This is a genomic window from Ornithinibacillus salinisoli (genome assembly GCF_042684965.1).
GTDB lineage: Bacteria > Bacillota > Bacilli > Bacillales > Amphibacillaceae > Ornithinibacillus > Ornithinibacillus salinisoli.
Map to the genome: position 1 here is coordinate 1 of NZ_JBHUMI010000005.1, position 25,071 is coordinate 25,071.

27 protein-coding genes and 2 pseudogenes are annotated in these 25,071 nt (G+C 36.5%); 8 read left to right on the plus strand and 21 right to left on the minus strand.

What is annotated here, in order from left to right; genetic code table 11:
- Positions 1–185, plus strand: a pseudogene (locus ACFSTA_RS02460) (IS110 family transposase); the annotation flags it as partial.
- 151 nt (positions 186–336) lie between these two features.
- Here ACFSTA_RS02460 and ACFSTA_RS02465 read toward each other — a convergent pair.
- From ACFSTA_RS02465 to ACFSTA_RS02480, 4 genes and pseudogenes are all read right to left on the minus strand, one after another.
- Positions 337–495, minus strand: coding sequence for a hypothetical protein (locus ACFSTA_RS02465; protein WP_377554971.1), 159 nt, complete (start codon positions 493–495; stop codon positions 337–339).
- A 192-nt stretch (positions 496–687) separates the two neighbouring features.
- Positions 688–1,161 carry a DinB family protein gene (locus tag ACFSTA_RS02470; protein WP_377554972.1) on the minus strand — a complete coding sequence of 158 codons (474 nt, stop codon included), beginning with the start codon at positions 1,159–1,161 and terminating at the stop codon, positions 688–690.
- 134 nt (positions 1,162–1,295) lie between these two features.
- Positions 1,296–1,418: pseudogene (locus tag ACFSTA_RS02475) on the minus strand (histidine phosphatase family protein); the annotation flags it as partial.
- A 374-nt stretch (positions 1,419–1,792) separates the two neighbouring features.
- Positions 1,793–3,055, minus strand: coding sequence for a cytochrome P450 (locus ACFSTA_RS02480; protein ID WP_377554973.1), 1,263 nt, complete (start codon positions 3,053–3,055; stop codon positions 1,793–1,795).
- 110 nt (positions 3,056–3,165) lie between these two features.
- On the opposite strand from ACFSTA_RS02480, the gene ACFSTA_RS02485 reads away from it, so the two are divergent.
- Positions 3,166–3,738 carry a TetR/AcrR family transcriptional regulator gene (locus tag ACFSTA_RS02485; protein ID WP_377554974.1) on the plus strand — a complete coding sequence of 191 codons (573 nt, stop codon included), beginning with the start codon at positions 3,166–3,168 and terminating at the stop codon, positions 3,736–3,738.
- Positions 3,739–3,853: 115 nt separating this feature from the next.
- The gene (locus ACFSTA_RS02490) at positions 3,854–5,965 is read left to right on the plus strand and encodes an MMPL family transporter (protein WP_377554975.1); all 2,112 of its coding nucleotides are present in this window, start codon (positions 3,854–3,856) and stop codon (positions 5,963–5,965) included.
- Between the two features lie 51 nt (positions 5,966–6,016).
- Here the strand turns inward: ACFSTA_RS02490 and ACFSTA_RS02495 are convergent, their stop codons facing one another.
- From ACFSTA_RS02495 to ACFSTA_RS02505, 3 genes are all read right to left on the minus strand, one after another.
- Positions 6,017–6,916: a macrolide 2'-phosphotransferase gene (locus tag ACFSTA_RS02495; RefSeq protein WP_377554976.1), complete on the minus strand. Its 900-nt coding sequence runs from the start codon at positions 6,914–6,916 to the stop codon at positions 6,017–6,019.
- Between the two features lie 25 nt (positions 6,917–6,941).
- Positions 6,942–8,219 (minus strand): GTPase HflX, encoded by a 1,278-nt coding sequence (gene hflX, locus ACFSTA_RS02500; RefSeq protein ID WP_377554977.1) that lies wholly within the window; start codon positions 8,217–8,219, stop codon positions 6,942–6,944.
- 346 nt (positions 8,220–8,565) lie between these two features.
- Positions 8,566–9,273, minus strand: a complete 708-nt coding sequence (locus ACFSTA_RS02505; RefSeq protein WP_377554978.1) for a hypothetical protein — start codon at positions 9,271–9,273, stop codon at positions 8,566–8,568.
- Between the two features lie 173 nt (positions 9,274–9,446).
- Here ACFSTA_RS02505 and ACFSTA_RS02510 point away from each other — a divergent pair, with 173 nt between their 5' ends.
- Positions 9,447–10,574 carry a conserved virulence factor C family protein gene (locus ACFSTA_RS02510; protein WP_377554979.1) on the plus strand — a complete coding sequence of 376 codons (1,128 nt, stop codon included), beginning with the start codon at positions 9,447–9,449 and terminating at the stop codon, positions 10,572–10,574.
- Positions 10,575–11,093: 519 nt separating this feature from the next.
- Entirely contained in the window at positions 11,094–11,672 is a 579-nt protein-coding gene (locus ACFSTA_RS02515; RefSeq protein ID WP_377554980.1) for a hypothetical protein, read from the plus strand.
- A gap of 58 nt (positions 11,673–11,730) precedes the next feature.
- Here the strand turns inward: ACFSTA_RS02515 and ACFSTA_RS02520 are convergent, their stop codons facing one another.
- From ACFSTA_RS02520 to ACFSTA_RS02575, 12 genes are all read right to left on the minus strand, one after another.
- Positions 11,731–12,423 carry an isoprenyl transferase gene (locus ACFSTA_RS02520; RefSeq protein WP_377554981.1) on the minus strand — a complete coding sequence of 231 codons (693 nt, stop codon included), beginning with the start codon at positions 12,421–12,423 and terminating at the stop codon, positions 11,731–11,733.
- 35 nt (positions 12,424–12,458) lie between these two features.
- A complete protein-coding gene (locus tag ACFSTA_RS02525; RefSeq protein ID WP_377554982.1) occupies positions 12,459–13,934 on the minus strand; it encodes a DUF4153 domain-containing protein in 1,476 nt (491 codons plus the stop codon).
- A gap of 105 nt (positions 13,935–14,039) precedes the next feature.
- A complete protein-coding gene (locus tag ACFSTA_RS02530) occupies positions 14,040–14,672 on the minus strand; it encodes an HAAS signaling domain-containing protein (protein ID WP_377554983.1) in 633 nt (210 codons plus the stop codon).
- Positions 14,669–15,001: a PadR family transcriptional regulator gene (locus ACFSTA_RS02535; protein ID WP_377554984.1), complete on the minus strand. Its 333-nt coding sequence runs from the start codon at positions 14,999–15,001 to the stop codon at positions 14,669–14,671. The genes ACFSTA_RS02530 and ACFSTA_RS02535 overlap by 4 nt, the downstream gene beginning before the upstream one ends.
- A 76-nt stretch (positions 15,002–15,077) precedes the next feature.
- Positions 15,078–15,524: an NUDIX domain-containing protein gene (locus ACFSTA_RS02540; protein ID WP_377554985.1), complete on the minus strand. Its 447-nt coding sequence runs from the start codon at positions 15,522–15,524 to the stop codon at positions 15,078–15,080.
- Positions 15,521–16,090, minus strand: a complete 570-nt coding sequence (locus ACFSTA_RS02545) for a GNAT family N-acetyltransferase (protein WP_377554986.1) — start codon at positions 16,088–16,090, stop codon at positions 15,521–15,523. Before ACFSTA_RS02545 ends, ACFSTA_RS02540 begins: the two co-directional genes overlap by 4 nt.
- Before the next feature lie 16 nt (positions 16,091–16,106).
- Complete coding sequence (locus ACFSTA_RS02550) at positions 16,107–16,955, minus strand: DUF2785 domain-containing protein (protein WP_377554987.1); 849 nt, start codon at positions 16,953–16,955, stop codon at positions 16,107–16,109.
- 8 nt (positions 16,956–16,963) lie between these two features.
- Positions 16,964–17,626, minus strand: coding sequence for an HAD family hydrolase (locus tag ACFSTA_RS02555; protein ID WP_377554988.1), 663 nt, complete (start codon positions 17,624–17,626; stop codon positions 16,964–16,966).
- 15 nt (positions 17,627–17,641) lie between these two features.
- Positions 17,642–18,040 (minus strand): VOC family protein, encoded by a 399-nt coding sequence (locus tag ACFSTA_RS02560; protein ID WP_377554989.1) that lies wholly within the window; start codon positions 18,038–18,040, stop codon positions 17,642–17,644.
- A 19-nt stretch (positions 18,041–18,059) separates the two neighbouring features.
- The gene (locus ACFSTA_RS02565) at positions 18,060–18,656 is read right to left on the minus strand and encodes an AAA family ATPase (RefSeq protein WP_377554990.1); all 597 of its coding nucleotides are present in this window, start codon (positions 18,654–18,656) and stop codon (positions 18,060–18,062) included.
- A 79-nt stretch (positions 18,657–18,735) separates the two neighbouring features.
- The gene (locus ACFSTA_RS02570) at positions 18,736–19,101 is read right to left on the minus strand and encodes a VOC family protein (RefSeq protein ID WP_377554991.1); all 366 of its coding nucleotides are present in this window, start codon (positions 19,099–19,101) and stop codon (positions 18,736–18,738) included.
- A 13-nt stretch (positions 19,102–19,114) separates the two neighbouring features.
- On the minus strand, positions 19,115–20,062 hold the full coding sequence (locus ACFSTA_RS02575; RefSeq protein WP_377554992.1) for an RNA polymerase sigma factor: 948 nt from the start codon (positions 20,060–20,062) through the stop codon (positions 19,115–19,117).
- Between the two features lie 536 nt (positions 20,063–20,598).
- Here ACFSTA_RS02575 and ACFSTA_RS02580 point away from each other — a divergent pair.
- From ACFSTA_RS02580 to ACFSTA_RS02590, 3 genes are all read left to right on the plus strand, one after another.
- On the plus strand, positions 20,599–21,015 hold the full coding sequence (locus tag ACFSTA_RS02580; RefSeq protein WP_377554993.1) for a universal stress protein: 417 nt from the start codon (positions 20,599–20,601) through the stop codon (positions 21,013–21,015).
- A gap of 108 nt (positions 21,016–21,123) precedes the next feature.
- Positions 21,124–22,056 carry an ATP-grasp domain-containing protein gene (locus ACFSTA_RS02585; RefSeq protein WP_377554994.1) on the plus strand — a complete coding sequence of 311 codons (933 nt, stop codon included), beginning with the start codon at positions 21,124–21,126 and terminating at the stop codon, positions 22,054–22,056.
- Between the two features lie 258 nt (positions 22,057–22,314).
- Positions 22,315–22,833: a hypothetical protein gene (locus ACFSTA_RS02590; protein ID WP_377554995.1), complete on the plus strand. Its 519-nt coding sequence runs from the start codon at positions 22,315–22,317 to the stop codon at positions 22,831–22,833.
- A gap of 253 nt (positions 22,834–23,086) precedes the next feature.
- On the opposite strand, the gene ACFSTA_RS02595 is transcribed toward ACFSTA_RS02590, so the two are convergent.
- Both ACFSTA_RS02595 and ACFSTA_RS02600 read right to left on the minus strand, forming a co-directional pair.
- Positions 23,087–24,190 (minus strand): ABC transporter permease, encoded by a 1,104-nt coding sequence (locus ACFSTA_RS02595; RefSeq protein ID WP_377554996.1) that lies wholly within the window; start codon positions 24,188–24,190, stop codon positions 23,087–23,089.
- Positions 24,187–25,071 (minus strand): ABC transporter ATP-binding protein, encoded by an 885-nt coding sequence (locus ACFSTA_RS02600; RefSeq protein WP_377554997.1) that lies wholly within the window; start codon positions 25,069–25,071, stop codon positions 24,187–24,189. Before ACFSTA_RS02600 ends, ACFSTA_RS02595 begins: the two co-directional genes overlap by 4 nt.

Consider the following 25,071-nt stretch of genomic DNA (forward strand, 5'->3'; position numbering starts at 1 on the left):
ATTCTCGGAAACAGAAAACAACGGATGAGATCATTCCCCGTAACAGGAAGTTACGAGCCTTTTATGATAAAAAGCGAGATGAAGGGAAACCTTATAAAGTAGCCATAATTGCATGTGCAAACAAGTTATTACATTGGATTTACGCATTATTGAAAAGTAATACTACCTTCCAAGATAGTGCTTAAATAAACACCATAACCAAATATGCCAAAAACTTCCAACTCAAGATTACAGGAGGATTATTTGGCATGTACAAATTTATTATATCATAAGCTATTTTAGATTTTTAGAGATAAATATTGACAACTATTAGCTGGTTTTGTTTAATAAGGATTACTACATATTCTTCCTTAATTCTTGAACTTCTTTTTCCAGTTTATCTACTTTTTGCTGAAGTTTTCTTCTTGGCTTGGCAATTATTCGAACTGCGTAAACAACAAGAACAATTGCGATGATTAAAATTATCATTCCAGATAAATTAAAACTATGTAACATTCCTTTCTACCTCCAGTCTTTGCTTACGAAAATCAACAAAAAAATATTATTTTTATTAACTCTTCTGCCAGTTAGTTCAATATCTTTTTAATTTAATTTTAACATAATATTCCAACAATTCGTCTACAAAAAAAGACCACCAAATTTATGATGGTCTTGTTCAATTCTAGCACCCGATAAAGGAATAAATATCTATTTTAACGATCGTTTAATGCTATCGATAACTCCCTGATGCAGCCCTTCATGCCAGAGACTGCCTACGAATAGATCACCTAATGTTTTTAACTCCCTATGTTGTCCTAAATCCATGACATTAGCGGCAGGGTTTCCCAGTCTTCCTGAAAAGGTTAATTTCATTCGTTCCTTTTGTTTTTGTAATTGCTCTCGTATTTCGTCCAAAGTAAGTGGGGGGACAGACCAATCTTTAGGGCTTGATCCCCTTTTGAATGCATCCATTACTTCTATAGGAAATTCTCCGGATTGATCCATACCAAGGTTAAACATTGATTGCTCTTGTGCAACTAGAATATGTCCAAAATTCCAACGTAAAGAATTGCTGAAACCATCAGGAATTACATTTGATTGTTCTTCCGAAACAGAAGTCATTAAGCTTATCGTCTGTTCCCTGTAAACCTCATATAGGTAAATAATAGCGCTTTCTTTCAATACTTTCACGCTCCTTCTTTTTATACTATTAATAGTTTATCACATTTGACCGCTAAGAATTTCTTCTCGATTGCTTAAAAACCCGGGGTTATTCAATTATTTGGCCCAGATTGTTGAACACAAATTAAACACCGCTCTTCAACTAACCTGCTTCGTTTTATACCCTTTGAATTTAAAGGAATATCAGTTCTTCCTTGTAATTTTCCAATTGCATTCCAATCGGTTTCACCATGTCTTACTAAACATATAGTGGTTATATCAACCTCTCCCTTCTAAATAAATAATACCTTTATATTCAATTACCTTATTCAACATTCCTGCGTCGTTAATTTAAGTGCAATTATTCACATTCATATAATTATTTTAACATAATTATCCACTTTGCTTGTATTTTGTATGGAAAATTAGCACAATTGGAGAGCGTTTTAGCAACCGAATTATGCAGTTGACAAGAGTTTATGTCTTCTTGTTAAAACAACTGCTAATTAGGGTGTCAATTTGCTTCCGTTTTGTGTATAAACGTTATTAAATCAACAAAAATAAGCAGTCCAATTTATATATTGATTGGACTGCTAAAAGTATTGTTATTTTATATTTTGTACTTCAAAACAGAACCCGTTAGTCTAACACATCAGAGTTTCCGTTTTACATTAGTCATAACAAACCTACTTTTCGGTAGGCTTGGCATTCTTGTCATGCTATAATTCAAATTCTGCTTAGGAACCTCGTATTCCATTTTTCGAGTGAATGTATCGACCGTTACTTTCATCACTTCAATTGTTAACCATTCTCCAGGACAACGATGTCCTTTATGGTAATCCCCACCACCTTGAGGTAGAAAATCAAATGGATCGTCATTTCGATCAGTAAATCTGTCGGGATTAAATTCCCATGGTCTTTCCCATATATCAGGATGATGATTGGTGCCGTATATATCTAATAACACTAAGTTTCCTTTTTTAAAATCATGCCCATTCCAGAGAAAATCTCTTCGAACGCGTGCTGCAGCAAATGGGAAAAAGGGATAGTAACGACGAACTTCTTGGACAAACATTTCATCATAAGCATCATCCTTCTCCTTTATTTTATTCATTTGCTCCGGATAATCATGCAGTGCCAAGGCACAAAAAGCAATATATACAGCAATGGCAACGATTGGACGTAATATATTTATTACTTCTACTGCTGCAATTTGACTATTTAATAAGTTACCACTAGTATCACGGTAGAAAGCTATCTCGTGTAGTGCAGTCCCTTCTTGAACCTCCATGTTTCCCGACCGAATTTGTTCAATCATATGTTTAATCCATCTCTCTGAACTATTACGAGCCTGTCTCCCTCGCCAATGCCTCGGACCGAATGCAGCTGCAGAATCAAATAATGCAGCGAGCTCATTTGCTCGCTGTTTCATTTCGTTCTTATGTAACGGAACCCCAGCCCATTTACAAGCAATACTGGTCAGCAACTGTTTTGATTCCTCAAAAAGAACTACCCGTTCCATCCCTTCCCATTTAAGAATGAAGTTATCATATTCATTTCTCGTTATGTTTACAACATCCTCCAGACTTTCATGACTCATCAAAGACATAAATAGTGCTTTACGATGCTTATGAGAAGCACCATCCATCGTTTGGATTGCCTTCTCTCCGAAAATCGTTTGTCGAATTCTCTTTGGCGCCGCTCCCTTTCGCATAATCTTTTCTTCGTTATAAAATACCTTAGCTGCATCTTTCCCAGCAAAACATATCGCCTTCTGTCCGCCCAATAGACGTGTTTCAAACATATCTCTCCCAAAGCGTTCACGTCTATTTGTTATATACTTGTAACCTTCTGTCATTAATGCAAAGCTATTATCGAACCCTTTATCAATTGGTAACTGTTCTCTGTAAGGCATATTTCCACCCCATTATTATTTGTCAGTGATATGTTTTGTTTAAACGAAAAGCTTTATACGATTATTTAAATTTCATGGTTAATTCATTATAATAGAACAGAGGTGAGTAAATGGCACGCGAACGCAAATTCTCAATAAATGAACTTTATCAAGCAACTCGACAATTGTTGCTAGACCATGGCTATGATGGATTTACTTTTAGCTTATTAGCCAACCGTCTCGAAGTATCAAGAGGTGCACTTTATAAATATTTTGAGAACAAGGAAGAATTAGTTAGTGAATTTATGGTTTATGAACTGAATCAATTTATGGTTCATTTACAAAGAATACATGAATATACATCCTTTAAAGCCCAATTTGATTATTTAATAAATCTAATTTTTGATGATCGTGACATCCATCGTCTCCGAGAAATTGGCCTACAAATTCCAAGGTCTACTAATAAAAAAGTAACTGCCAATCAAGAGAAACTAGATCAGCTTCATCAAGATATGTATACAAACCTACAAAGTTTTGTAAGTCTCGGAAAAAAAGAAAACATTGTTAAATCCCATATCCCTGATGGATTAATTTTAGGAATGATATTTCAAACGATCGCGATCCCAAACCATGAACTCGTACCACATGCAGATTGGATAGCTTCTATCAAAGAGATCATAGTAGATGGAATGTTCACAAATTAGCAATTGACACCGACGCTACTTTCAACCATAATTTATAAGTGACACTGGTGTCACTTATATTTTCATCAAAAGTGACAAGTCTGTTACTTTGACCAATTATAGAAAGGATAAAGCCATGAATAAGATATTGCATTATATTACAGATCGTGTTTCATCTAGAAAAGGTATGTGGATCACACTTGGAATGTGGTTAATTGCTACCATTCTTTTATCATTATTCGCTCCTACATCTCGTGACTATCAAGTTGCAAGCATCGATACCCTTCCGGATAATACACCGTCCATCATTGCAAGCGAGAAAATAGAAGAATATTTTGACACAGGGGATCATGTCCCAGCCCTATTAGTTTTTGAGTCCACTTCTGGTGAAATTAAACGTACGGAACTTGCAACAATTACCGATAGGATTACATCAAAAAATATAAGTGGTCTTGAAGAAATTCTTCCAATGGGTCATTTACCTCCACAGGCGGCAGATGAATTTTTCTCTGAAGATCGTTCCACTGCCTTCATTCCTTTAAACCTAGACAATTCCTTAGACACACCAGAAATAGAGCGTGTATTAAAGGAAGTTCATGATATTGTTGAACAGGAAACAGATTTATCTCTTTTAGTTACAGGTCCTGCAGGAATTGCTGTCGATACAACGGAATTATTTACGAGAGCTGATCTCGTATTGATCTTTTCAACTGTTGCAATCATTCTTGTATTACTTATCGTTATTTATCGATCACCATTACTTGCGTTGATCCCATTAGTAGGTTCGGTTTTCGTTTACCAAATTGTGACACAACTATTGGGTATTTTTGGCAAACAAGGGTTGTTATTAAGCACACAATCTGTTTCCATTATGTCGATTCTATTATTTGCAGCCGTAATCGATTATTCCTTATTCGTCTTTTCAAGATTTAGGGAGGAATTAAAAAGCAATAGCGATAAATACCAATCAATGAGGATTGCCATGCGAGGAACTGGATTGCCAGTTTTTTATTCTGGTGGAACCGTACTAGTAGCCATGCTTATGCTGATCTTTGCAACATTAGGAGATTATAAAAATTTCGCACCAATCTTTGGTACTGCACTTGTTGTCGTCATGCTTTCCTCTGTTACACTTATTCCAGCATTATTTACATTGTTTGGAAGGAAGTCTTTTTGGCCGGTAGTCCCCCATGTTGGGGATGTGACAGTAAAAGAGAGCTCCTTTTGGAGTCGAGTAGGTCATTATGTAACGAAAAAGCCAATACTTTCCATCGCGCTTGTTGGAATTTTCATTATCGTATCTGCTAGTTATCTTTTCCAAACAAAATATGAATTTGATATGATTAAATCCTTTCCAGAAGATATGCCATCTCGGGCAGGCTATGAAATTTTAGAAAAAGAATTTGAAGCGGGAGATCTTGCTCCAACAACTGTATTAGTCGAATCACAGAAAGCAATAAAAGAAAAAGAACAACAATCCCTTTTGAAAAATCTTTCTGATCAACATCTAGTTGGGAATGTGCGTTTAGATAGAAAAAATGAAGAACGAACAGCTATAACTTATAATCTAACATTTGAAAAGAGTCCATATGATGAGGATATTCTAGATGCTCTAGAAAGGATTCAAGAAAATTCAAGGGCTATTTTGAAAGATAGTAAAATTGATGGAAGTATCTATTTTGCTGGTGAGACAGCTGAATCGGTAGATGACCGCTCCGCAAATAACCGTGATTTACTATTCATTGTTACGATGGAAACGATTCTCATATTTTTCATGCTTGTGTTCTTAACAAAATCCTTCAAAATGCCGCTTTATATGATGGGAACTATTCTCGTTTCGTTCGGAGCAGCTCTAGGGTTAGGGATGTTCCTAACAAATGTACTTTTTGATATTGATACGATAAGCAATAGAGTTCCTGTTTATGCGTTTATCTTTTTAGTGGCACTAGGTATTGACTATAATATCATTCTTGTTTCCCGATTTTTAGAAGAACGCAAGAATAACTCCGTAAAAGAATCCGTAGAGAAAGCTGTTGCCAGTACTGGTGGCGTCATTTCATCTGCAGGACTCATCCTAGCAGCAACCTTTGCCGTTCTAATGACACAGCCTATTCAATTACTATTTGTATTCGGCTTTATTGTAGCCGTAGGGATATTAATTGATACGTTCTTCATTAGGGGTGTACTATTACCCGGATTGCTCGTTTGGTTGGAAAAAGATACGAGGGAACAAAGGAAAATTCAATAACAAGGACAATACCTATAAAGGGCATCCACAATATAAGGATGCCCTTTTCATTTACTTCATTCCAAGCGTTTCCATCGCCATTTCTTTATACTCATCCAAGCCAGATTTCATAGCAAACTCCGCTATCCCTACAGGATATGCTGATGTTAACTCAACAATATGTTCAAACATCTTTGGCCACACATAACCACCAGCCGATTCGTAAGCTGTAATTAATTCCTTCAGGGCACCCTCACCAAATGCCATATAATGGGAGACGAAATCATGACAAGGATCATCTACCTTAGCTTCTGTCCAATCGATAAAACCTGTTACACGAGCATCTTGATCGATTAAAATATGACCAGCATGTAGATCCCCATGAATGAATGCGGTTTGTTTTGGCCAGAGTTCATCATTAGCAAGCCATTTTTGCCAACGTTCCCATAGTTCTTCACCAACACCAAACTCCTTCTTTACTTTTTCCATTCTCTCTTTCATAAATTCCCTAACTTCTCTCGGTCCAGTGACTGATAATCCTTGTATTCGTGCTTCTTCACGATTAATACGGTGTAATGCGACCATCGCTTTGCCCAACGTTTCATGAAAAAGATTGGGAACATTCTTTTCATCTAATTCCCACACATAGGCTTTTGCCTCGGGATCAATTGTTCCCGCTGGGACACCTTTTAATAGTTTATAGGCAATTAATTCGTCAGAAAACAATTCCCAGTTTGGAGATTGTATGGGAAGTTTTCCATTTACTAAATCGAGAATCTTTTTTTCCTGTTTAGCAGTTGGGATAACATCTTCTCGTCTTGGAATCCGTAACACCCATTTTTCCCCCGCCTTATCTGTTGCAAAGAAAACCTGAAAATCTAGTCCGGATTCATTGCTGGTCAGTGTCTCTAATTCTAGTTCTAAACCATGCTCCATCGCTTTTTCTAATACCTGTACATTTGTTAGTGTCATAATCTATCACACACCCTGTTCTTCTTTATTTTTTCACACTATTTTCTTTCAGATAGTGTTTGAATTTCTCTGCATCCTCCACCTTACATTCCACAATGAGTCTAATTCCTTCTTCCTCATATTCCTCTAGCAAAACTTGTGCATTATTATTAAAATAAGATACAATTTGTCCTTCCGTATATGGAATAAGTAGTTCACTTGTTACATCATCTTGAAAAACATGTTTCACAATTACTTCAATCAACTCGTTTATCCCAATTCGATTACTGGCAGAAAGGTATACATTATTGCCCTCAACAGCAGGATAAGCTCTTGGTGCTAAATCAGCTTTATTATACACATAGATAACAGGAGTATTTTCAATCCCAATCTCATTCAATATTTCATTCGTAAGCGTTTTTTGTTGCTCATGATTAGGATTGGAATAATCGATTACATGAACTAACAAATCCGCTTCTGTAACCTCTTCCAGTGTGGAGCGAAAAGCCTTAACCAAGTGATGCGGCAGTTTATTAATAAAACCGACTGTATCTGTTAATAAAAACTCTTTGTTATGACCGGTGTTAATTCTCCTCACCGATGTTTCTAGTGTTGCAAACAACATATTCTTCTCAAAAACCTTCTTATCCGCTTCATTCATATTCTCTTCCAATACCGCATTCATAGTGGTTGATTTCCCAGCATTGGTGTAACCCACAAGTGAAACAACCTTGCTTTCATTTTTCACCCTTTTCTTCCGCTGGATATTTCGTTGCTTTACAATTTTTTCGAGCTCATTGTTTAGCTTCGTTATTTTTTCCTCAATTTTTCGCCGATCTAATTCCAGTTTGGTTTCTCCTGCACCACGATTTTTTAATCCTGATCCTCCCCCTTGTCGGCCTAATGATTCACGGCTACCTATTAGTCTAGGCAGCTTATATCTTAGTTTTGCTAATTCTACTTGCAGCTGAGACTCTCTCGTTTTCGCACGTTCAGCAAAGATGTCTAAAATCAACGTGGTTCTGTCAATCACTTCACAATCTAACCGTGACTCTAGATTTCGAATTTGCATTGGTGATAGCTCATCATCAAAGATGATAACATCGACTTCCTGTTCGAGAAGCATACTTTCTAATTCTTGAAGTTTTCCAGTTCCGACATAGTGCGATTGATTGACACGCTCCAACTTCTGCGTCAATTGGCCAACTGACTTAATACCACATGCGGCTGCCAGGTTCTCCAATTCTTCCATAGAATAGGCAATATCCTCTTGATTACTCTTAATATTTATTCCTACTAATAATGCTTTTTTTCTCATAAACATCACTCCATCAAATCATAATAAAAAGCACAGACTGCTACCTGTGCTTTGCGTAAACGAGAGACCTAGATTGATGAGGATATCTAATCTTAAATGCTGCGATATTCTGTTTTCCATATTTTGGACAGCAAAAAAGAGGGTAAACTACTCCCCTCCTTTTTATAACATGATATTATATTTAGGTTTCCATAATAAGGGCAGACTAATCCCGTTCACTCTGCAACACAGGCAGAGCCTTTGAACATATTCAGTTATTTGTTCAAAGCCTGGATTCTCAATCTTATAGTTGCCACTTGGAAAACCTCCGTTCCATTTTAGTTAGCATGATTATATCACAATATGGTGAAATTTAAAACAGGTTTTTAAACCAAGAGGAAATGGAGGCTATTATTTTTTGGAACCAATTCATTTCCTCTTCTTCTGTTTCCATGACTATTTCAGCATCAGTCACTTCTTCCCCTTTTGTAGCATCATCGCCATTTAACGTAAAAGCTTGTTCCCCTTCCACAACCGAGACCATGTCATCTCCAAATTTTTCATAGATAACGGCTGCATCCTCCTCGTTATACGGGTCTATTCCAACCTCCACTCGATTAGAGATTACATCTACACTCGTATGCACAACAGATATTCCTTCTTTCTCTAATTCAAGTAGGTCGATTTCCTGTTGTTTCTTAACTAACTCATCTTCCGTAAAATCAACCTGACGGAATTGAACTTGAGCATGTTCATCTAATAATGCCTCTATATTATTCTCATCCTCTTCTGCAATTGGTTCCTTTAGAGAAACAACAATTACACCTAAATCCCTTTGATCACGGTCAATATGAAGACTTGCGAATGTTTCTGCATCCATATTTTCTTCTATATATGCGTTGATATTCATAATTACATCCGTATGATTTGGATCTATTCCTTGTTCATACCATTCATCCATCTTTTCAGATAAATCATCCGATTTCTCTACGTTAGCTGAAACAGTTAGCCCTCCGATAAAAAATACGGAGATCAGTATTATAGCAGTTAATCCGATCATTATTTTGTTCAAAAAATTCATCGTATAAAACTCCTTTTCATTTTAATAACCTTTGTACAGTAAGACGACAGCATTCTCAAAATTGTTTCAAACGAAATCCATACCTATCAATTGTCAAAATTCGACAAGTGACAGGCACCTGGAAATTTGTTACTATCAGACTTAATCAAAGTTTTTCTGAGGGGGGAATAGAAATGAATATTATATCTATCGAACCAACGCCAAGCCCGTATTCTATGAAAGTCATATTAGATGAACGATTAGCTGATGGAAACACAGAGAATTACAAGGTTGGTGATGAGTTATCTAATGCCCCAAAATATGTTCAGGACCTATTTTCTATTGAAGGGGTGAAGGGGCTATACCGTGTCATTGATTTTATCGCACTAGAAAGAGATCCACGGGTCACATGGGAAAGTATTCTTCCTGAAGTGCGGAGATTATTCGGTGAATCCCCAAACGAAGATTTAATAAACAATAATCGTTCCATTGATGATCATTTTGGAGAGATAAAAGTATTCATCCAAATGTTTCGCCACATCCCGATGCAAGTGAAACTCGAAGAAGGGGAAAAGGAGCAGCGTTTCGGATTACCAGACCGCTTCATGAATGCGGTTATTGAAGCATCTTCGGCAGCAGACAACATGTTAGAAGAGCGAAAATGGATAGAACAAAGTCCTCGTTATGGAAAAATAGAAGATATCGGACAAGAAGTTGCAGAAGAGATCACAGCTAGTTATAATGAAGAAAGACTAAAAAATCTTGTTGAGCTTGCTTCTACGTCTAAACAATTTGAAGAGTCTCGTCCATGGAAAAAAGTTACCCTAGAGATGTTAGATAATCCCGATTGGAAAGAACGATATGCCGCGCTTGACCAGATGGATCCAAAGTTAGAAGATTTACCTGTCCTAGATAAAGCGCTGAAAGATAAAAAAGCATCTATTCGTCGTCTCGCCACAGCGTATCTTGGTATGATTGAGGACTCTAAAGTACTACCTTATCTATTCAAAGCATTAAGGGATAAGGCTGTGAATGTACGGCGAACGGCAGGAGATTGTTTATCTGACCTTGGATTTACAGAAGCGATTCCAGAAATGATTCAAACATTATCCGATTCCAGTCGTCTTGTACGCTGGCGTGCAGCAATGTTTTTATATGAATTAGGAGATGAATCAGCAGTCCCAGCATTACAAAAAACACTGGAAGACCCTGAGTTCGAAGTCCGTATGCAAGCAAAAATGGCGTTAGCTAGGATTCAAGGCGGAGAAGAAGCAAAAGGGTCGATTTGGCATCAAATGACGGAAGCGACCAAAAAGAAGTAATGATTACTTCAACTATCATCTATGTTTAGATGGTAGTTTTATTTTTCATTACGAGGTTGTTTTCAAGAAACAAAAGAGTGACCTGTATGTTAGCAGGTTCCATTCTAGTGCTAGGTTGCTCTAATTCGCATGAGGATACCTGTCTTTCTATCAATAAAGGAACTGATGATGTCCGTTAGATCCTGATTGAGCAAATTTTCGTACCAATAAAGAAACATTGTCCATTTCCATACATTCCCTATCCACTTCTACATTGCCACTTCACCTCCCCGAGTAAGCGCCTGCCCAGAGCCGATCGAATATTACCGCTACATCGCAACAGACGATGTAAAAGAGCTAATCTTTAAAATATAAGTACCAAAATCGCTTTTTAAAAATACGCCCTGAGACCTACTTCCAATTATTCCTTAAGTATGTTCCACTTTGTGTACGTACCCTGTAACATATTAAACAGATGGAAAAGTACTATATGTCCAAAAAACTTTCTTAAAAAACGATGAACGATTGGGGGGATTTATGATGAATGAAAGAAAAGTATACTTGATTCTTACTGATACAGGTACTCTATTTACAAAAATGATAAAGCTTTTTACGAACAAACCTTATAATCATGCCTCCATTTCTTTCGATCCAAATTTATGTGATGTGTACAGCTTCGGAAGAAAAGAGCCAACAAACCCATTTATAGGCGGATTTGTAAAAGAGGATATTCGATCGCATCTTTTTCAGCGGGCAGAATGTGCCGTTTATTCATGCTCCATATCAGATGATCAATACTACAGAATGTATAAATATATAAAGAGCATGGAAGAGCAACGTGACCTGTACCACTATAATTTCTTAGGATTATTTGGTGTGTTATTGAACAAACCAATAAAAAGATCCAATGCATTTTTTTGTTCCGAATTTGTCGCTTCCGTTATGGAGCAAGGCGACATTACAGAAGTAAACAAGCCTACATCTCTAATAACTCCACATGACTTAACAGAAAATGAAGCATTCGAATTACTCTATCAAGGTAAGTTAGCATACATGAATAATCCAGAACAAATAAATCCAATTACAGAGCCAACCACTCTCATTCCAGTAGAACTATAATCTTGCAATTATAACTTTTATAACGAAAAAAACAGCTTGAATCAAGCTGTTTTTTTATTTATTGTGTCACCATATGTCTACATCCTTTTATCGCTTCCTTCAAATGCCTTTCATCAAAATCTGGAAAATAGACATCACTAAAATACAACTCTGACATAGATGACTGCCATAACAAGAAGTTACTAACTCTTTTTTCGCCGCCAGTACGAATAATCAAGTCTGGATCTGGCAGGTCACGCGTGTATAAAAAGCGGTTAAACATCGCTTCATCCATTGTTTCTAAATCAATATTATTTTTCTTCACTTCCTTTATAACTGCGCACACAGCCTGCAAAATATCATCTCTGCCACCATAATTAAAGGCAAAATTTACGATTAACCCATCATTATTCTTTGTTTTTTCCACCGCTCTATTTAGCGCATCTTTTGTATTATTTGGCAAAGAATCCATATTACCAGATATCCTTATTTGACAATTTCTTTTCATAAACTCTGGTAGTTTTTGATTAAAGAATTTCACTGGTAAACGCATTAAATAATTTACTTCATCTTTTGGTCGTGACCAGTTCTCCGAAGAAAACGCATATAACGTTAAGACATTAACTCCAAGATCGATGCTGGCATCAATTACTTTTTCCATCGCCTTCGCACCTGCATAATGGCCTTCACTTCGAGTGAGCCCTCTGCTCTTCCCCCACCTTCCATTACCGTCCATTATGATTGCAATGTGTTTCGGTATATTTACATTCATTGGAGTTCCTCCATTCTTGTTAATCACGGTGAGCCTCATTCATGCGATAAATCTAGCTTTTCCAATCTATCGGTCACTTTCTGTTTCATAAGATTAAATGATTGCCACGAGTTATTCATTTCATTACTCAACCTTTGGTGATGTTTTACCAAAAGCTGTCTTAATTCAGGGTAATCTGGATCTGCTTCATACAGGTCCATTAACCCATCAATTCCTGCATATGAAAGATGACTTAAGTAATAGATATCTATTTTTCCTGTTTCTTCATACCGCTCTAAGTTATTATTTACTACGATCTTTTCCAAGCTAATGACATTCAATCCGGTATAAAACACGAGTCCAACGATTAAATAAAAATGTAAAATCGATAATCTTTCTAACAATACGCGAATAAAGGTATATGCAAAAATAACCATCAAAAAGATCATAAATGCATGGGCCAACACACGATCCAATGTAAAACCATACGCTGCTTCATATAGACTTAAACGTTGATAGGCAGAAGTAAGCATTACACCACTAACAGCAACAAGAAGAGAATACATTACTTTCAAAGTGATCTTCATAGAACGACGATCGTCCTGTACTAATTTTAGAAAGCTAATCAATATACTCCAGTTTATTAGCGTCACAAATATAAGCTCAAAAAATCCTCTTCTCGCATATTCTGCATACGTAAATCCCGACTGCAAACCATCATTAAAAAAGTACTTGAACTGGATAACAGCAAACAATACATATACAGCATTTAGTAATATTAAAATCGTAACTGCCGTGATACTGTCCCACCTTCGTATGCTTTTTTCCTTTATTGGACCAAAACTATCCTTTGGTTTGGTGCGAACTTGTAACACCTGAAAAATCCCAAAAAAGAACAGAGTAAACAACACAACAAGTATGGACCGAAAAGCTCCCTCTAGAAAATTCAATTCCAAAACAAATTCAGGCAAACGCAATACTAGATCCTGAAACACGGAATCCGCAGACATTAACAAACCCGTGATCACCATTAACAGTGGAATACCGATCAATAAACCAACGAAAACACGTTTGATCGTTTGAGCGGTTTGATCGTTCATATTTTTAAACACTTTTCTAAAACTTATCTTACAAAACCTTGAACTGTATCGAAGCCCTTGCTCCAGCTTTTCAAAAAGAAATACAACAAAGGAAGGCTTACTCCAGTTAATATTATTCGAACTTGTAATCAGGACAATATGGAAAAAGACAAGAACAGGTATTAACAGCACATTCAAATTACGAAATAACACATTGTCATAAAATGCATACGTACCTGCCAACATCCAAATACCTATCATCAGAAGCAATCCGATTCTCCGGTTGTTAAAAGATAGTCGATACTTTCCAAACAGGACCGCGTAAAATCCTGTAATGAAAACCAAATAAGAAACCCCAATACGACCATGAAAAAAGCTAAGTTCTGCTAAAACACCCAATCCTAAGCATATAAGCAAAAAGAATACATCGTTTCGTTTCATTCTAATCTCCATCATAACCCTCCTATACAAAGCGTCTCTATATACATCGTTATTCTATGTATATAGCCAAAAATAAACGCTGAACAGGGACTGAACCAAATATTGAACAGTCCATTTTCAAACTGAGGCCTTTCTCCCCCATCTATATCCTAGCCAACTAACTGGGTATAAAAATGCTGTAAGCACAATACAAGCAACCATGAAAGGTACATTTAATAAGGGTTGGAACCATTCATGAGGGATAAATTTAAAAATAATTAAATACATTAAAATGAAATTAGGAATAACAGAAATAATAAATGTTTTCCGTAATAGTTTACGTCCTCTATGACCAAACTCTCTGCCAATTTCATAGCCTAGAAGTCCCCAAAACAGTATGTATATAAGCATGATGATGATCGATATATTAGTAAGGGCCTCCCACAGCAATTCAATCCAATCCCAATGAAGAACATTGTAACTTATGGTCAGTATTCCGCCACCGATAAAAAGCGCCGAATTCAGTAGTACAAATAACCACTGCGTTTTTCGGGGTGTAATACTGGACTCTTGCTTCCACATACCAGCTATTTCTTCTGGAGTACCTATTCTAATAAGCAATTGCTCATATACCTTATCCTCTTGAATGGATTCGTCCTGGATCAATTCTGCAATATGGACTTCATATTCTTCCATAACAGATTTTTTTTCAGGATGGTCGCCAATTTCCTCTGCTAGTTCTTGGAGAAATTGTTTGGTACCATCCGTCATGATTCATTTCTCCCGATTAAATTGTTCATTACTTGAACATATCGATGCCATTCACTCGTTTTTTCTTCTAAAATTTCTTGCCCTTGCGTTGTAATACGGTAATATTTACGTGCAGGACCTTTTTCTTGGTTCTTCCAGTAGCATTCAATGTACTCCTGTTTTTCCAGCTTATGAAGCGCAGGATATAGTGTACCCTCCTTCATTTGAAGGTGGTGTTCACTACGCTGATCCATTTCCTTTACCAGCTCGTAACCATACATATCACGCTCATTAAGAAGCTGCAAAACTAGAAGTGAAGTACTCCCTTTTACAAGTTCTCGATTAAACATTTTATCACCTACCTAGAATTATTAGGTATCTATACTATAGAAAACTTATGTCTGTTTGTAAAGGCTTATGCCAAGATTATTTTACATAATTTATAATTTGTAGATCAACTAGATCATTTTCTGGTAAGGTTTCTCGCCCGTCCCAGAGCATTATTTCTGATATTTCATCGTTCTTTTGGAATGGCTGCAATTCATTCAATTGCCCATAATATACGGGATTATATTTAATCATATCATCTTTTAATTTTTTCACTTTAAGTAATCCTTTGAACTCCATATCGGATACGCTTTGCCCCGTCTCTTCAAATAGTTCTCGAATTGCACATTCCTTTGAAGTTTCTCCTAACTCTTTCCTACCAGCTGGAAGCTCCCACTGGTTTCTCCATTTATTATAGCAAAGCAAGTATTTACCTTTGCACACAATTACTGCAAAGGAACCAGCAATAGGTTGATAATCTTCCAAATCTTCCTCACTTATATTGATAAAATCTAGAAACTGTAGCCCATGATTATTTTGAATCATTTATTATCCTCGGTTTTAGCGTAAATACATGTATCTCTTAATTCGTCGCCATCTACAGCTATGTCATCATTCTTTAGGATTCCTTCTAAAACAAATCCTAATCTTTCAGGAACCGCACGACTTCTTACATTCTTCGCATCACATCTAATTTCAATCCGCTTCGCTTGAAGTTCTGTGAAAGCAAAGTTCATAATTCCTTCTACCGCTTCCGTTATATAACCATTTCCACTGTGGCGCGAATCAATCCAATACCCGATTTCAAATTTCGGAACATCCCAATCGATCCGATGTAATCCTGATGAAGCGATATATTCACCCGTCTCCTTATGGATAATAATTAACCTTAGATCTTCTCTTTTTATAAATTTTACGTGTGCTTCACGAATATTAATCTCCGTATCTTCAACACTTTGCTTTTTTTGAGCGAACGGCAACCATGGCTTTAATTCATTAATCGATGCTTCAATGGCTGCATGAATAACTTTTCCATCACCTGGCAATGGCATTCTAATTAGAAGTCGTTCCGTTTCAAATTCGTTCGGGAAATCTCGTAATATTGGGTTCATGATACTAACTCCTTTTCTATGTAATAGCATAATATGGCTGATTAATGACTTTAAGAGCTTTCTTTACTTCTCTTCTAATATCTTCACATAGATCGATTGCTTCCAAATGAAAATAAAGGCTTTGTAGAAATTGCTTAAAATTATAGCGATAGATGAGGCATGATTTCTCATCACTTGAGTATTTTTCGCGTAAATCTTCTGCAATCTGCCGGATACCTTCAATCAGCAAAAATTGATTCGTTCCTTGTCTCAAAATAGAAATCACAGGAACCACCATTCGTTCATTCTCTTCAAACAAATAATAGTCATCATCGTAACACATCTTATTGATGATAGTTTGCATAACTTTTTTTCGATAAGACTCCAAAAGCAACTTTTGGTTCACTAATTCATCCATCGCATCTGCGACATGTGCAATGCTATGAGCCCATCCTTTCTCGTCAACCAATCCACGTACATCGACTTCTTTTTCAAGATAGTTTATTAATCTATCCGCAACTTCTTCCATATCTACCAAGGATAGAAAGTTCTTTTGTATGTTTACATGCAAAATTAATGCAATGATAAGTGTAGAAAAGGATCGTTTAAACACACTATCATCTTGCCTCCGTCCAATTCCATAAAATAGATAGTCATTGCTTACACTAGTCACCAATAGTTTCCTTAAGTTTTCATTGGAATAACGCCCTTCCAAAATCAGAGAAGAAAACGAGCTATAAATTAACGTATCTCTTAAATCTGGATCAGTATCTCCAATATACTTAAGCATCGCATTCATAAGTGGAAGTAGTTCATCTACATCTAAATCTTGAAAATTATTATATTTCAATTCTAAAAGTCTTTGCTTTAATAAGCTTTTTTCCATATCATCACCTACCCTATTTCGTCCCCTATAGAAACGATCTCTCTCAAATCATCTATTATGTAATCCACGTCCATATGATCCTGTGTACCAGCTCGCTTCCAAACAGCTTTCATTCCCACCTTCTTTGCTGCCTGAATGTCATTTACAAGATGGTCACCAATAAACATACATTCCGATGGCTCTACGCAAAGGTGATTTACTGCTCGTAAAAAGATGTTTGGATCTGGTTTTTTAATTCCTTCCCATCGCGAAATGAGAATCGTATCAAAATAGTTTTCAATACCTAGCGATTTTATATTATCCATCTGAAATTGAACATGCCCATTCGTTATTATTCCTAACAGAAAAGAACGTTTCTTCAGTTTATCTAACATGAAGATTAAATTTGGAAAACCAATACAGCTATACATAAATTCTCTGTTATAGTCGTCTAATAATTCCTTCCATGTTAAACCCTTCATGCCAAACAACGCCACCATTTGTTGATACACTTCATCTTTTGGCATGTATCCGTACTGGTCTAATTCGAGGAACTTGGAGACATATTCCTTTTTGTCAATATAACTAAGTATATTTTCTAATCTATCATATTGTGAGTTGATAAACCTCTGTACCGATTGATCACGATCCAATAGTGTTCGGTCTAAATCAAACAAGATAGCTTTCACCATTATAAATCCCCCTTATCATGGAGCTACAATTTCAACTTTAATACGGTCAGGATCCTCAAAATATACGGCGTAGTGATCCGGTCCACCAGCGTAAGGATGCCTATCTTTATATAAAACTAAAATACCTCGTTCGATTAAACGGTTAGCTATTACATCTACTTGTTTTCTCGACGCCGCATAAAAAGCAAGATGATTTAAACCGACACCCGATCGATGATAAGGAATTTCGAGGAAGCGATCTTCTGTTTGAACAAAGACAATATATGTGTCGTCCAGCTTCCAGCTTCGACCTTTTTCCCATGACTGGAACTTTTCATACCCTAGTTCTTCTTCTAGCAACCAACCCCAAAACACAATGCTCGTATCGAGGTCGGAAACATTCACCTCTACATGATGCAATAATCCCTTTTTCAACTTCTCGCCCCCATTACGCTTACTTTAATAACCTTATTTCTTTTAAGCTGATTTTTATTCGATCTACTACCTTTCGAAGCCTTGATCTGTTATCAGGAAGTAACCGAGCACCAGAAAGCCTCGCAATGGTCTCGACTACTTCATCAATTGACTTCGCGTCTGTTTCTATATGAGTATGAAAAGTTGTTGAACGTAACTGGGAAAGACGTGCTTTCATTTGCTGATATGCCCATGACTTTTCTCCTTCCAACCGCTTTCTCAATCGTTTTAAAATTGTCCTTTGAGATGCCATCAACGTGAAATGTTTTACTTCAATACTCGAATCTCTTAACCTTCCAACAATTTCTTGAAAATATGCTTCGTTTGTTAGTGTCATTGGAACGATAATTGTTCCATGGTATTGATCAGCTAGTTGTTTTAATAATTGATAGTTCGCTTCTCGCCATAACGGATAATCTTGAAAATCACTTTCTGCTATTTCCTTCGGTACATTTTCCATAAAGACAAATCCAAATCGTTCTGGATCATACACAAAGGAGTCTCGTAATCTTCTCTGTAATTCATAAGCTGCTGTTGTTTTCCCCGAACCAAATGTACCATTAATCCATATAATCACTTAAACACCTCGAATGAAACACTCTATTAAAAGTGCTAGCTTTGAAAATACAAACCTAGCACTCTTTCATACCAAAATTCTATTGATCCTGCATCACCATCAGCATATTACCATCAAGATCCTTAAAGACAAAAAAGTGACCATATTGAATTTCTCCTACTAGCTCAACCCCATTTTCCTTCATAAACTGATAGGACGCTTCAATATCATCTGTCCCAAATTGCACTGCCGGGGCACGGAATGGAGTTATATCTTCCCCTTTACTTCTCCATGCAGGCATTTCATCTAGGATCAAGCCTGTGTCTTTCATATCAGCAACAAATAAATGGCCATGCATAACTTCTCCTTTAACGCCTAGTATGTTTTCATACCAATTTTTCGCTTTTCCAATATCTCTAACCGGCACAAATACCGTATTAATTTTGTTCTTAATTGGACTTTTCATGTTCATTTCCTCCCTATTTTTTATCCCAACCGATAGGAAATTTATTAAGCTGTGGTTTCATTCCTAACTCGTTAGCTGCTGCTACAATAAATTCTTTTCTAAAATAAAAGCTTCGGTGAAATACAATCTTTCCATTTTCAACTTCTTGGTACTGAATATCATGGATAAGTGACCCTTCTTCACTATCTGCAACAATAATAATAACCTGTTTCCCCCATAGCCAATGCTCCTCAGCATGATAACCCGGCAGCCCATGCTGCATAGATCCCTTTCGTACATCTCCTTTGGAAAACTCCTGAAAACCCAGAGATGCTTCATTATGCAAGTGATCACTGATTAATTGAAATAACGTATCTAAATCACCATCATTCATCGCTTTTATATACGTCTGAATGACTTTTTCTTTTGTACCTCTCGCTGCATTATAATCGGTCTTTTTAGGTGTTTCATCCTGTTTTCTTAACTTATTTTCCATTCTTCTGACCGTTGCATAAATTGCGCCACGGGTAGTTTTAACAATACTTGCAACTTCCTCTGCCTTAAACTTGAATACCTGCACCAATAAAAATACCGCAACTTGTCTTGGTGTAAATAAGTGGACAAGATGCTCCAATGCTTGTTCCAGATCAAGATTATCGGAGAATTCCTCCCCCGGTTCATTCCCCTCTTCTAACGTGCCAACGATTCGTTTTTCTTTGCGACAATGGTCGATCCATGTATTAGTAGCAACTCGATACATATAAGACTTTGGATTAACCGGGTGCCATACTTGATAAAATCCACCATAGGCTTTTAGCAATGTTTCTTGAAATAGGTCTTCTCCATCCCATGGAGATCCAGTTAAATACCGACAATACTTCCATAAATCTTCTCGAAAATCGAGGATTAGCTGGCTAAATTCTTCCCGTAGTTCACGGGATTTTTCATTAAATAGTTGTGTTCTTACTTCAATAGAATCCATTTTCTCCTCCTTTCCATCCTCTATATATAAAACGGATGAATGAATCAAAATTATACTACTTCCTATAAATTTATTTAGAATCTTATCGCATCGCATGTCACTATAGGCAACGTGAAGTGGCCAAGAAGAGAATTGAGAGAAGATTAGAAACAGGCAATCGTTCTTTTATTCGTGAATAATTTGGTTAGTTAAGAAGTCAAATGACATTTGTTCCGTCATTAACCCAAAAGACAGGTGTTTTGATTCTTTCCAAAAGTACATTTTTTTTATCCAGTATATATCCATTATTTCTACATATATCGATAAAATCCTTCATTATTTTTTTGATAATTCATGATATACTTGAAAAATAGATATGATGTAAGCACTTACTTTATGGAAGTAACAGCTAATAGTACGTGTTCAAAAGGAGGATGAAAAGGACCGAGAAATTCGAGGCGGCGTAGCTTTGAGTAACGGAAAAGCAAGCCCACGAAGAAATTCGAAGTGTCAATTTCACTGGCCTTTTTGAACAACCTCTAAAAGGTGGGAAGTTAATGTTTAAAAAAATTCTCTTTGCAGCAGATGGTTCTGAACATTCCATGCGCGCTTGCGAAAAGGCACTTGAACTAGCTAGCTACAATCAAAATTCCAAAGTAGATATTCTTTACGTCGTTGATCCAAAGCACTCCAAAGATGAAGTACTTAACAGCTGGGGAAAAGATGCCACAGCTATACGCAAAGAAAAATTGGAGCTTATTGTTCAAAAAGCAAAGCAGTCAGAAGTGAATTTTGAGGTCGTTTTCCTTCACGGAGACCCAGGTCCCACTATTGTTAATTATGCAAATAAAAACCGTTTTGATGCTGTCGTAATAGGTAGCCGTGGATTAAATACATTTCAAGAAATGGTCTTAGGAAGTGTTAGCCACAAAGTAGCAAAACGAGTAAATTGTCCTGTTTTAATAGTTAAATAATCTCTAAAACTCCCAAATAGGGAGTTTTTTCTTTACACGCATATGAATATAACAAAGCCAAGTTTTTTGGTATGATTACTATAGAATAAGAATGTGAGGTATCTAATTATGACTGAAAAAATCTATATCATTCATGAAAATAGCGAATGGACCGACCATTTGATCAAACGTTTAAAGGAATTAGATTTGCCATATGAAGAATGGTTTTTAGATAAGGGAAAGGTTGACTTAACATCCACCCCACCTGAAGGAGTTTTTTATAATCGCATAAGTGCATCTTCCCATACAAGGAATCATCGCTTTGCACCAGAATTAACCGAAGCCTTCCTTGCATGGTTGGAGCGCCACGGAAGAAAAGTCTTTAATGGTAGCCGCGCGTTAAGACTAGAGGTTAGTAAGGTTAATCAATATATGGCACTAGATGCATCTCAAATACACACACCGAAAACAATTGCAGCTGTTGGCAAGGATCAGATTGTAGAAGCTGCTAAGGAATTAAACCTGCCTTCCTTTATTACCAAGCATAACCGTGCTGGAAAAGGGCTTGGTGTTCAACTCTTTCATTCCATTAATGCACTAGAGGAATATGTAAATGGTCCATCATTCGAACCTTCAGTAGATGGCATTACCTTAATTCAAGAATATATACAAGCGCCTAAGCCTTATATTACACGCTGTGAATTTGTCGGAGGTAAATTTGTATACGCTGTGCGCGTAGACACTTCAGAAGGGTTTGAGCTTTGTCCAGCAGATGCATGCACTATAGACGATCTGTTCTGCCCTGTTGGAGAAGAAGCAGAAGAAAAACCTAAGTTTGAAATAATAAAAGATTTTGATGATCCGATAATTTATAAGTACGAGAAATTTTTACAGGAAAATAGCATTGATGTTGCTGGAATTGAATTCATACGTAATGCCGATGGAAAGATCTTTACCTATGATGTGAATACAAATACTAATTACAACTCGGACGCGGAGGAAATAGCAGGTAAATACGGCATGTTGGAGTTAGCGAAATTTCTCGGAAGTCAATTGGATTAGGTAAATAGCACCTAAATTTTATTACAAGATTTAGGTGCTTATATTTTATACTGTTGCATTATTCCGTAACATACGTAATGCCTCTTCCATTTCTACATCTTTATCAATATGTTCAGGAGTCCATGATATATATACATCTGGTTTAATCCCAGTTGATGTAAGAATATCTCTGTTAATCCCTCATTCTAACACCAATTGAAACACATTTCATTTAATGTTAAAATAGTTAAAAAAGTGAAAAAATAAAGGGGTCTGATCATGAAAAAAAGAGGAATAATTCTATCAGTTCTACTCGCATTCATATTAGTTGGTTGTTTTAGTGAGGATACAACAAAAGAGGAATCCCCTTCTGAACCACCAAAGAACAGCAATGATAACCTTAAACCACCTGATTTCCAGGCACACACAGAAGGAGGTGCATCTGGAATTCTTGACAAATACTGCTGGGAAGACGATGAAAAAACCTGTTCCCTAGAACCTAATCCACCAGATGAAGTACTGCTTGATCATCAACTGTCTCCGATGAAGGTACAGCCAGGGGAAGAAATATCCTTTAGCATTTCAGCAACCAAACTTCCACAAAACGATGATATTTTAAAGCCAACACAAATAGAATTAATTCAACAGAAATCACAGGAGCAAACGGAAGTTAACGTAAATGATTTGAAAATGACAGCTCCATTTGAAAAAGGAAGATATTACTATACCGCTTTTGTTCGGTGGGACAATTCTTTACGGGGAGAAGCTACCTATGCATTTGAGATTTTAGTACAATAATTTCTATATAGAAAACATCACTACCCAATCATATATAGAAGTAACGTTTTTAATTCAATCATTTCTACTAGATTTCATCCCGAAATGTAACGGACAGTAAGACCCCACCTGAGGAAGTTCAAATAAACGAAGAGATTTAGATGGTGATCAACTAACTGTCCGTAAATGTCCGATTCGTTCTGTGGCAAAAATTCATAAACTTGCCTCGCTAACAATCAGTGAGGGAAGAAAGAGCCCCACACTGATAGAAGATTCACTTTATTTTCTGCCTAGCAATAAAGTAAAAAGTTATAGTCATCAAAAGAGTCATAAGTACTCCCTGATACCAGGCACGATCATTCTGATACAATATCATCTCTTCCGGCCACAAATATTGAAATGGATTGAACCACGCAAAAGTCGGCCAAGAAATGAAGGTTGTTAATCCATAACCGATAAGAAACGTCCCTAGTAATACAAATAAGGTTGATAGTGTATGCTTGAATAAAAGACTATAAAATAAAGTTAAAGAAATAACCATGAAAATGGTTACCGAAACTAAGATAAGTGCTTTAGTGATATATTCCGAAACTGTCAAGAAAGTAATGACGTTGTTTTTCTCCATGACCACCGGATAATCAAACGTCCCTTTTTCACCAAAAAGCAAGCCGGCAATCACCACCGCTCCTAAAATGATCCCAATTGTTACAATATAGGAGACGATAGAAGTCCAAAATTTACTCGTAATAATATGCGTTCTTTTCAAAGGTTGCATAAAGAGTAGCTGTATTGAACGATTCTCAAATTCTGATGACATAATATCCCCAACTAGAAGAAGTATGATGATAATCGCTCCGAAGTTGACTAGCAAATTAACAATCATCCTCATAAAGTTAGGCAAGGTTTTGCTATATGTATCATGTTCTGGCCGGATGTCCTCTTCCAATAACTTCTCGTTTAAAGCAAAACGATGATCGATTTCCTTATAGGATAACGGAAAATCCCCACCTTCTTCTTTATACTCTTTAATATATGCCAAGGCTTCATTCTCCACCGTTAACTTATATTGCCAATCCTCTGTCGTTATAAGCGTCCGTAATTCATATAATCTATCGAGCAATGGACCATTGATTTGCTGTAACTTCTGCGCTTCCTCATCCTCGGGGGCTTGTGCCAAAGTCTGTTGATGCATCCTAAAATTCGATTGACTTACCTGTTCAAGTTCTTCGATGCGCTGACGTTCTTCTTTTTCTACATAGGTATCAAAAATCACGTTACGTAAGAACAACAGAACAACTACCGCAATAAGGATGAGCATCAAATACAAAAATTTTTTACTAAAAAGCATCTTTTTCAATTCAAAATGTAATAACTTCATGAGGATAACTCCTCTTCAAATAACTCCCGATAGCGCTTTTCAGCCCCTATTTTTTGGTCTTCAATTGCTTTAATCATGATATCATTTTCATTCATTAGATTGATAAATGTCTGAAGGTCAACCTCTGTTTCTTCAAACCCAAGTAGTCCTTCCTGGGTTTCTATAAAAGGAATATTTTGTTCCTTCAACATTCCGATAGCCTTCTCCAATTCACTCACTTGAATATGGTATCGTTTGGTCGCAAAATCCTGAAGTGATTCTTTCAGTAACGAACCGTCCTTCATGAAATAAATCGTATTGGTCAGTCGATCAATTTCATCCAGATTATGAGAAGAAATAATAATAGTTGTCCCCTCTTTATATAATTCAAGTAAAATCTTTCGCATATTAATCGCACTAGTTGGATCCAATCCATTTAACGGCTCATCCATTAATAAAAGCTTCGGCTCATTCATAATCACCATTGCTAGTAATAAATGCTGCTTCATACCAAGCGAATAATTTCGAACCCTTTTCTTTACATAGCTCTCCATCCCAACCCGCTTTGTAACTTCTTTAATCTTTAAAGTGGGTATTTTTTGTACGTTACAGATGAACTTCAAATGATCATACCCTGTCAAACTCTCATATAATAACCGGTTATCCTGCAAATAAGACAATTCGTAAAAAAGTGATGTATCGGTATGTTTTTTCCCCAACAAACTCACTTTTCCTTCCTGAAAGGGAAGCAAGTTTGTTATACAATTAAGTAACGTTGTCTTCCCAGATCCATTGGGTCCCACCAATGCAATGATTTGAGGGGTTTCTACTTGAATATCAATACCTTTTAGAACTTCTTGTTTTTTATATCTCTTTTTTAGACCTTTCACCTCAACGATCAT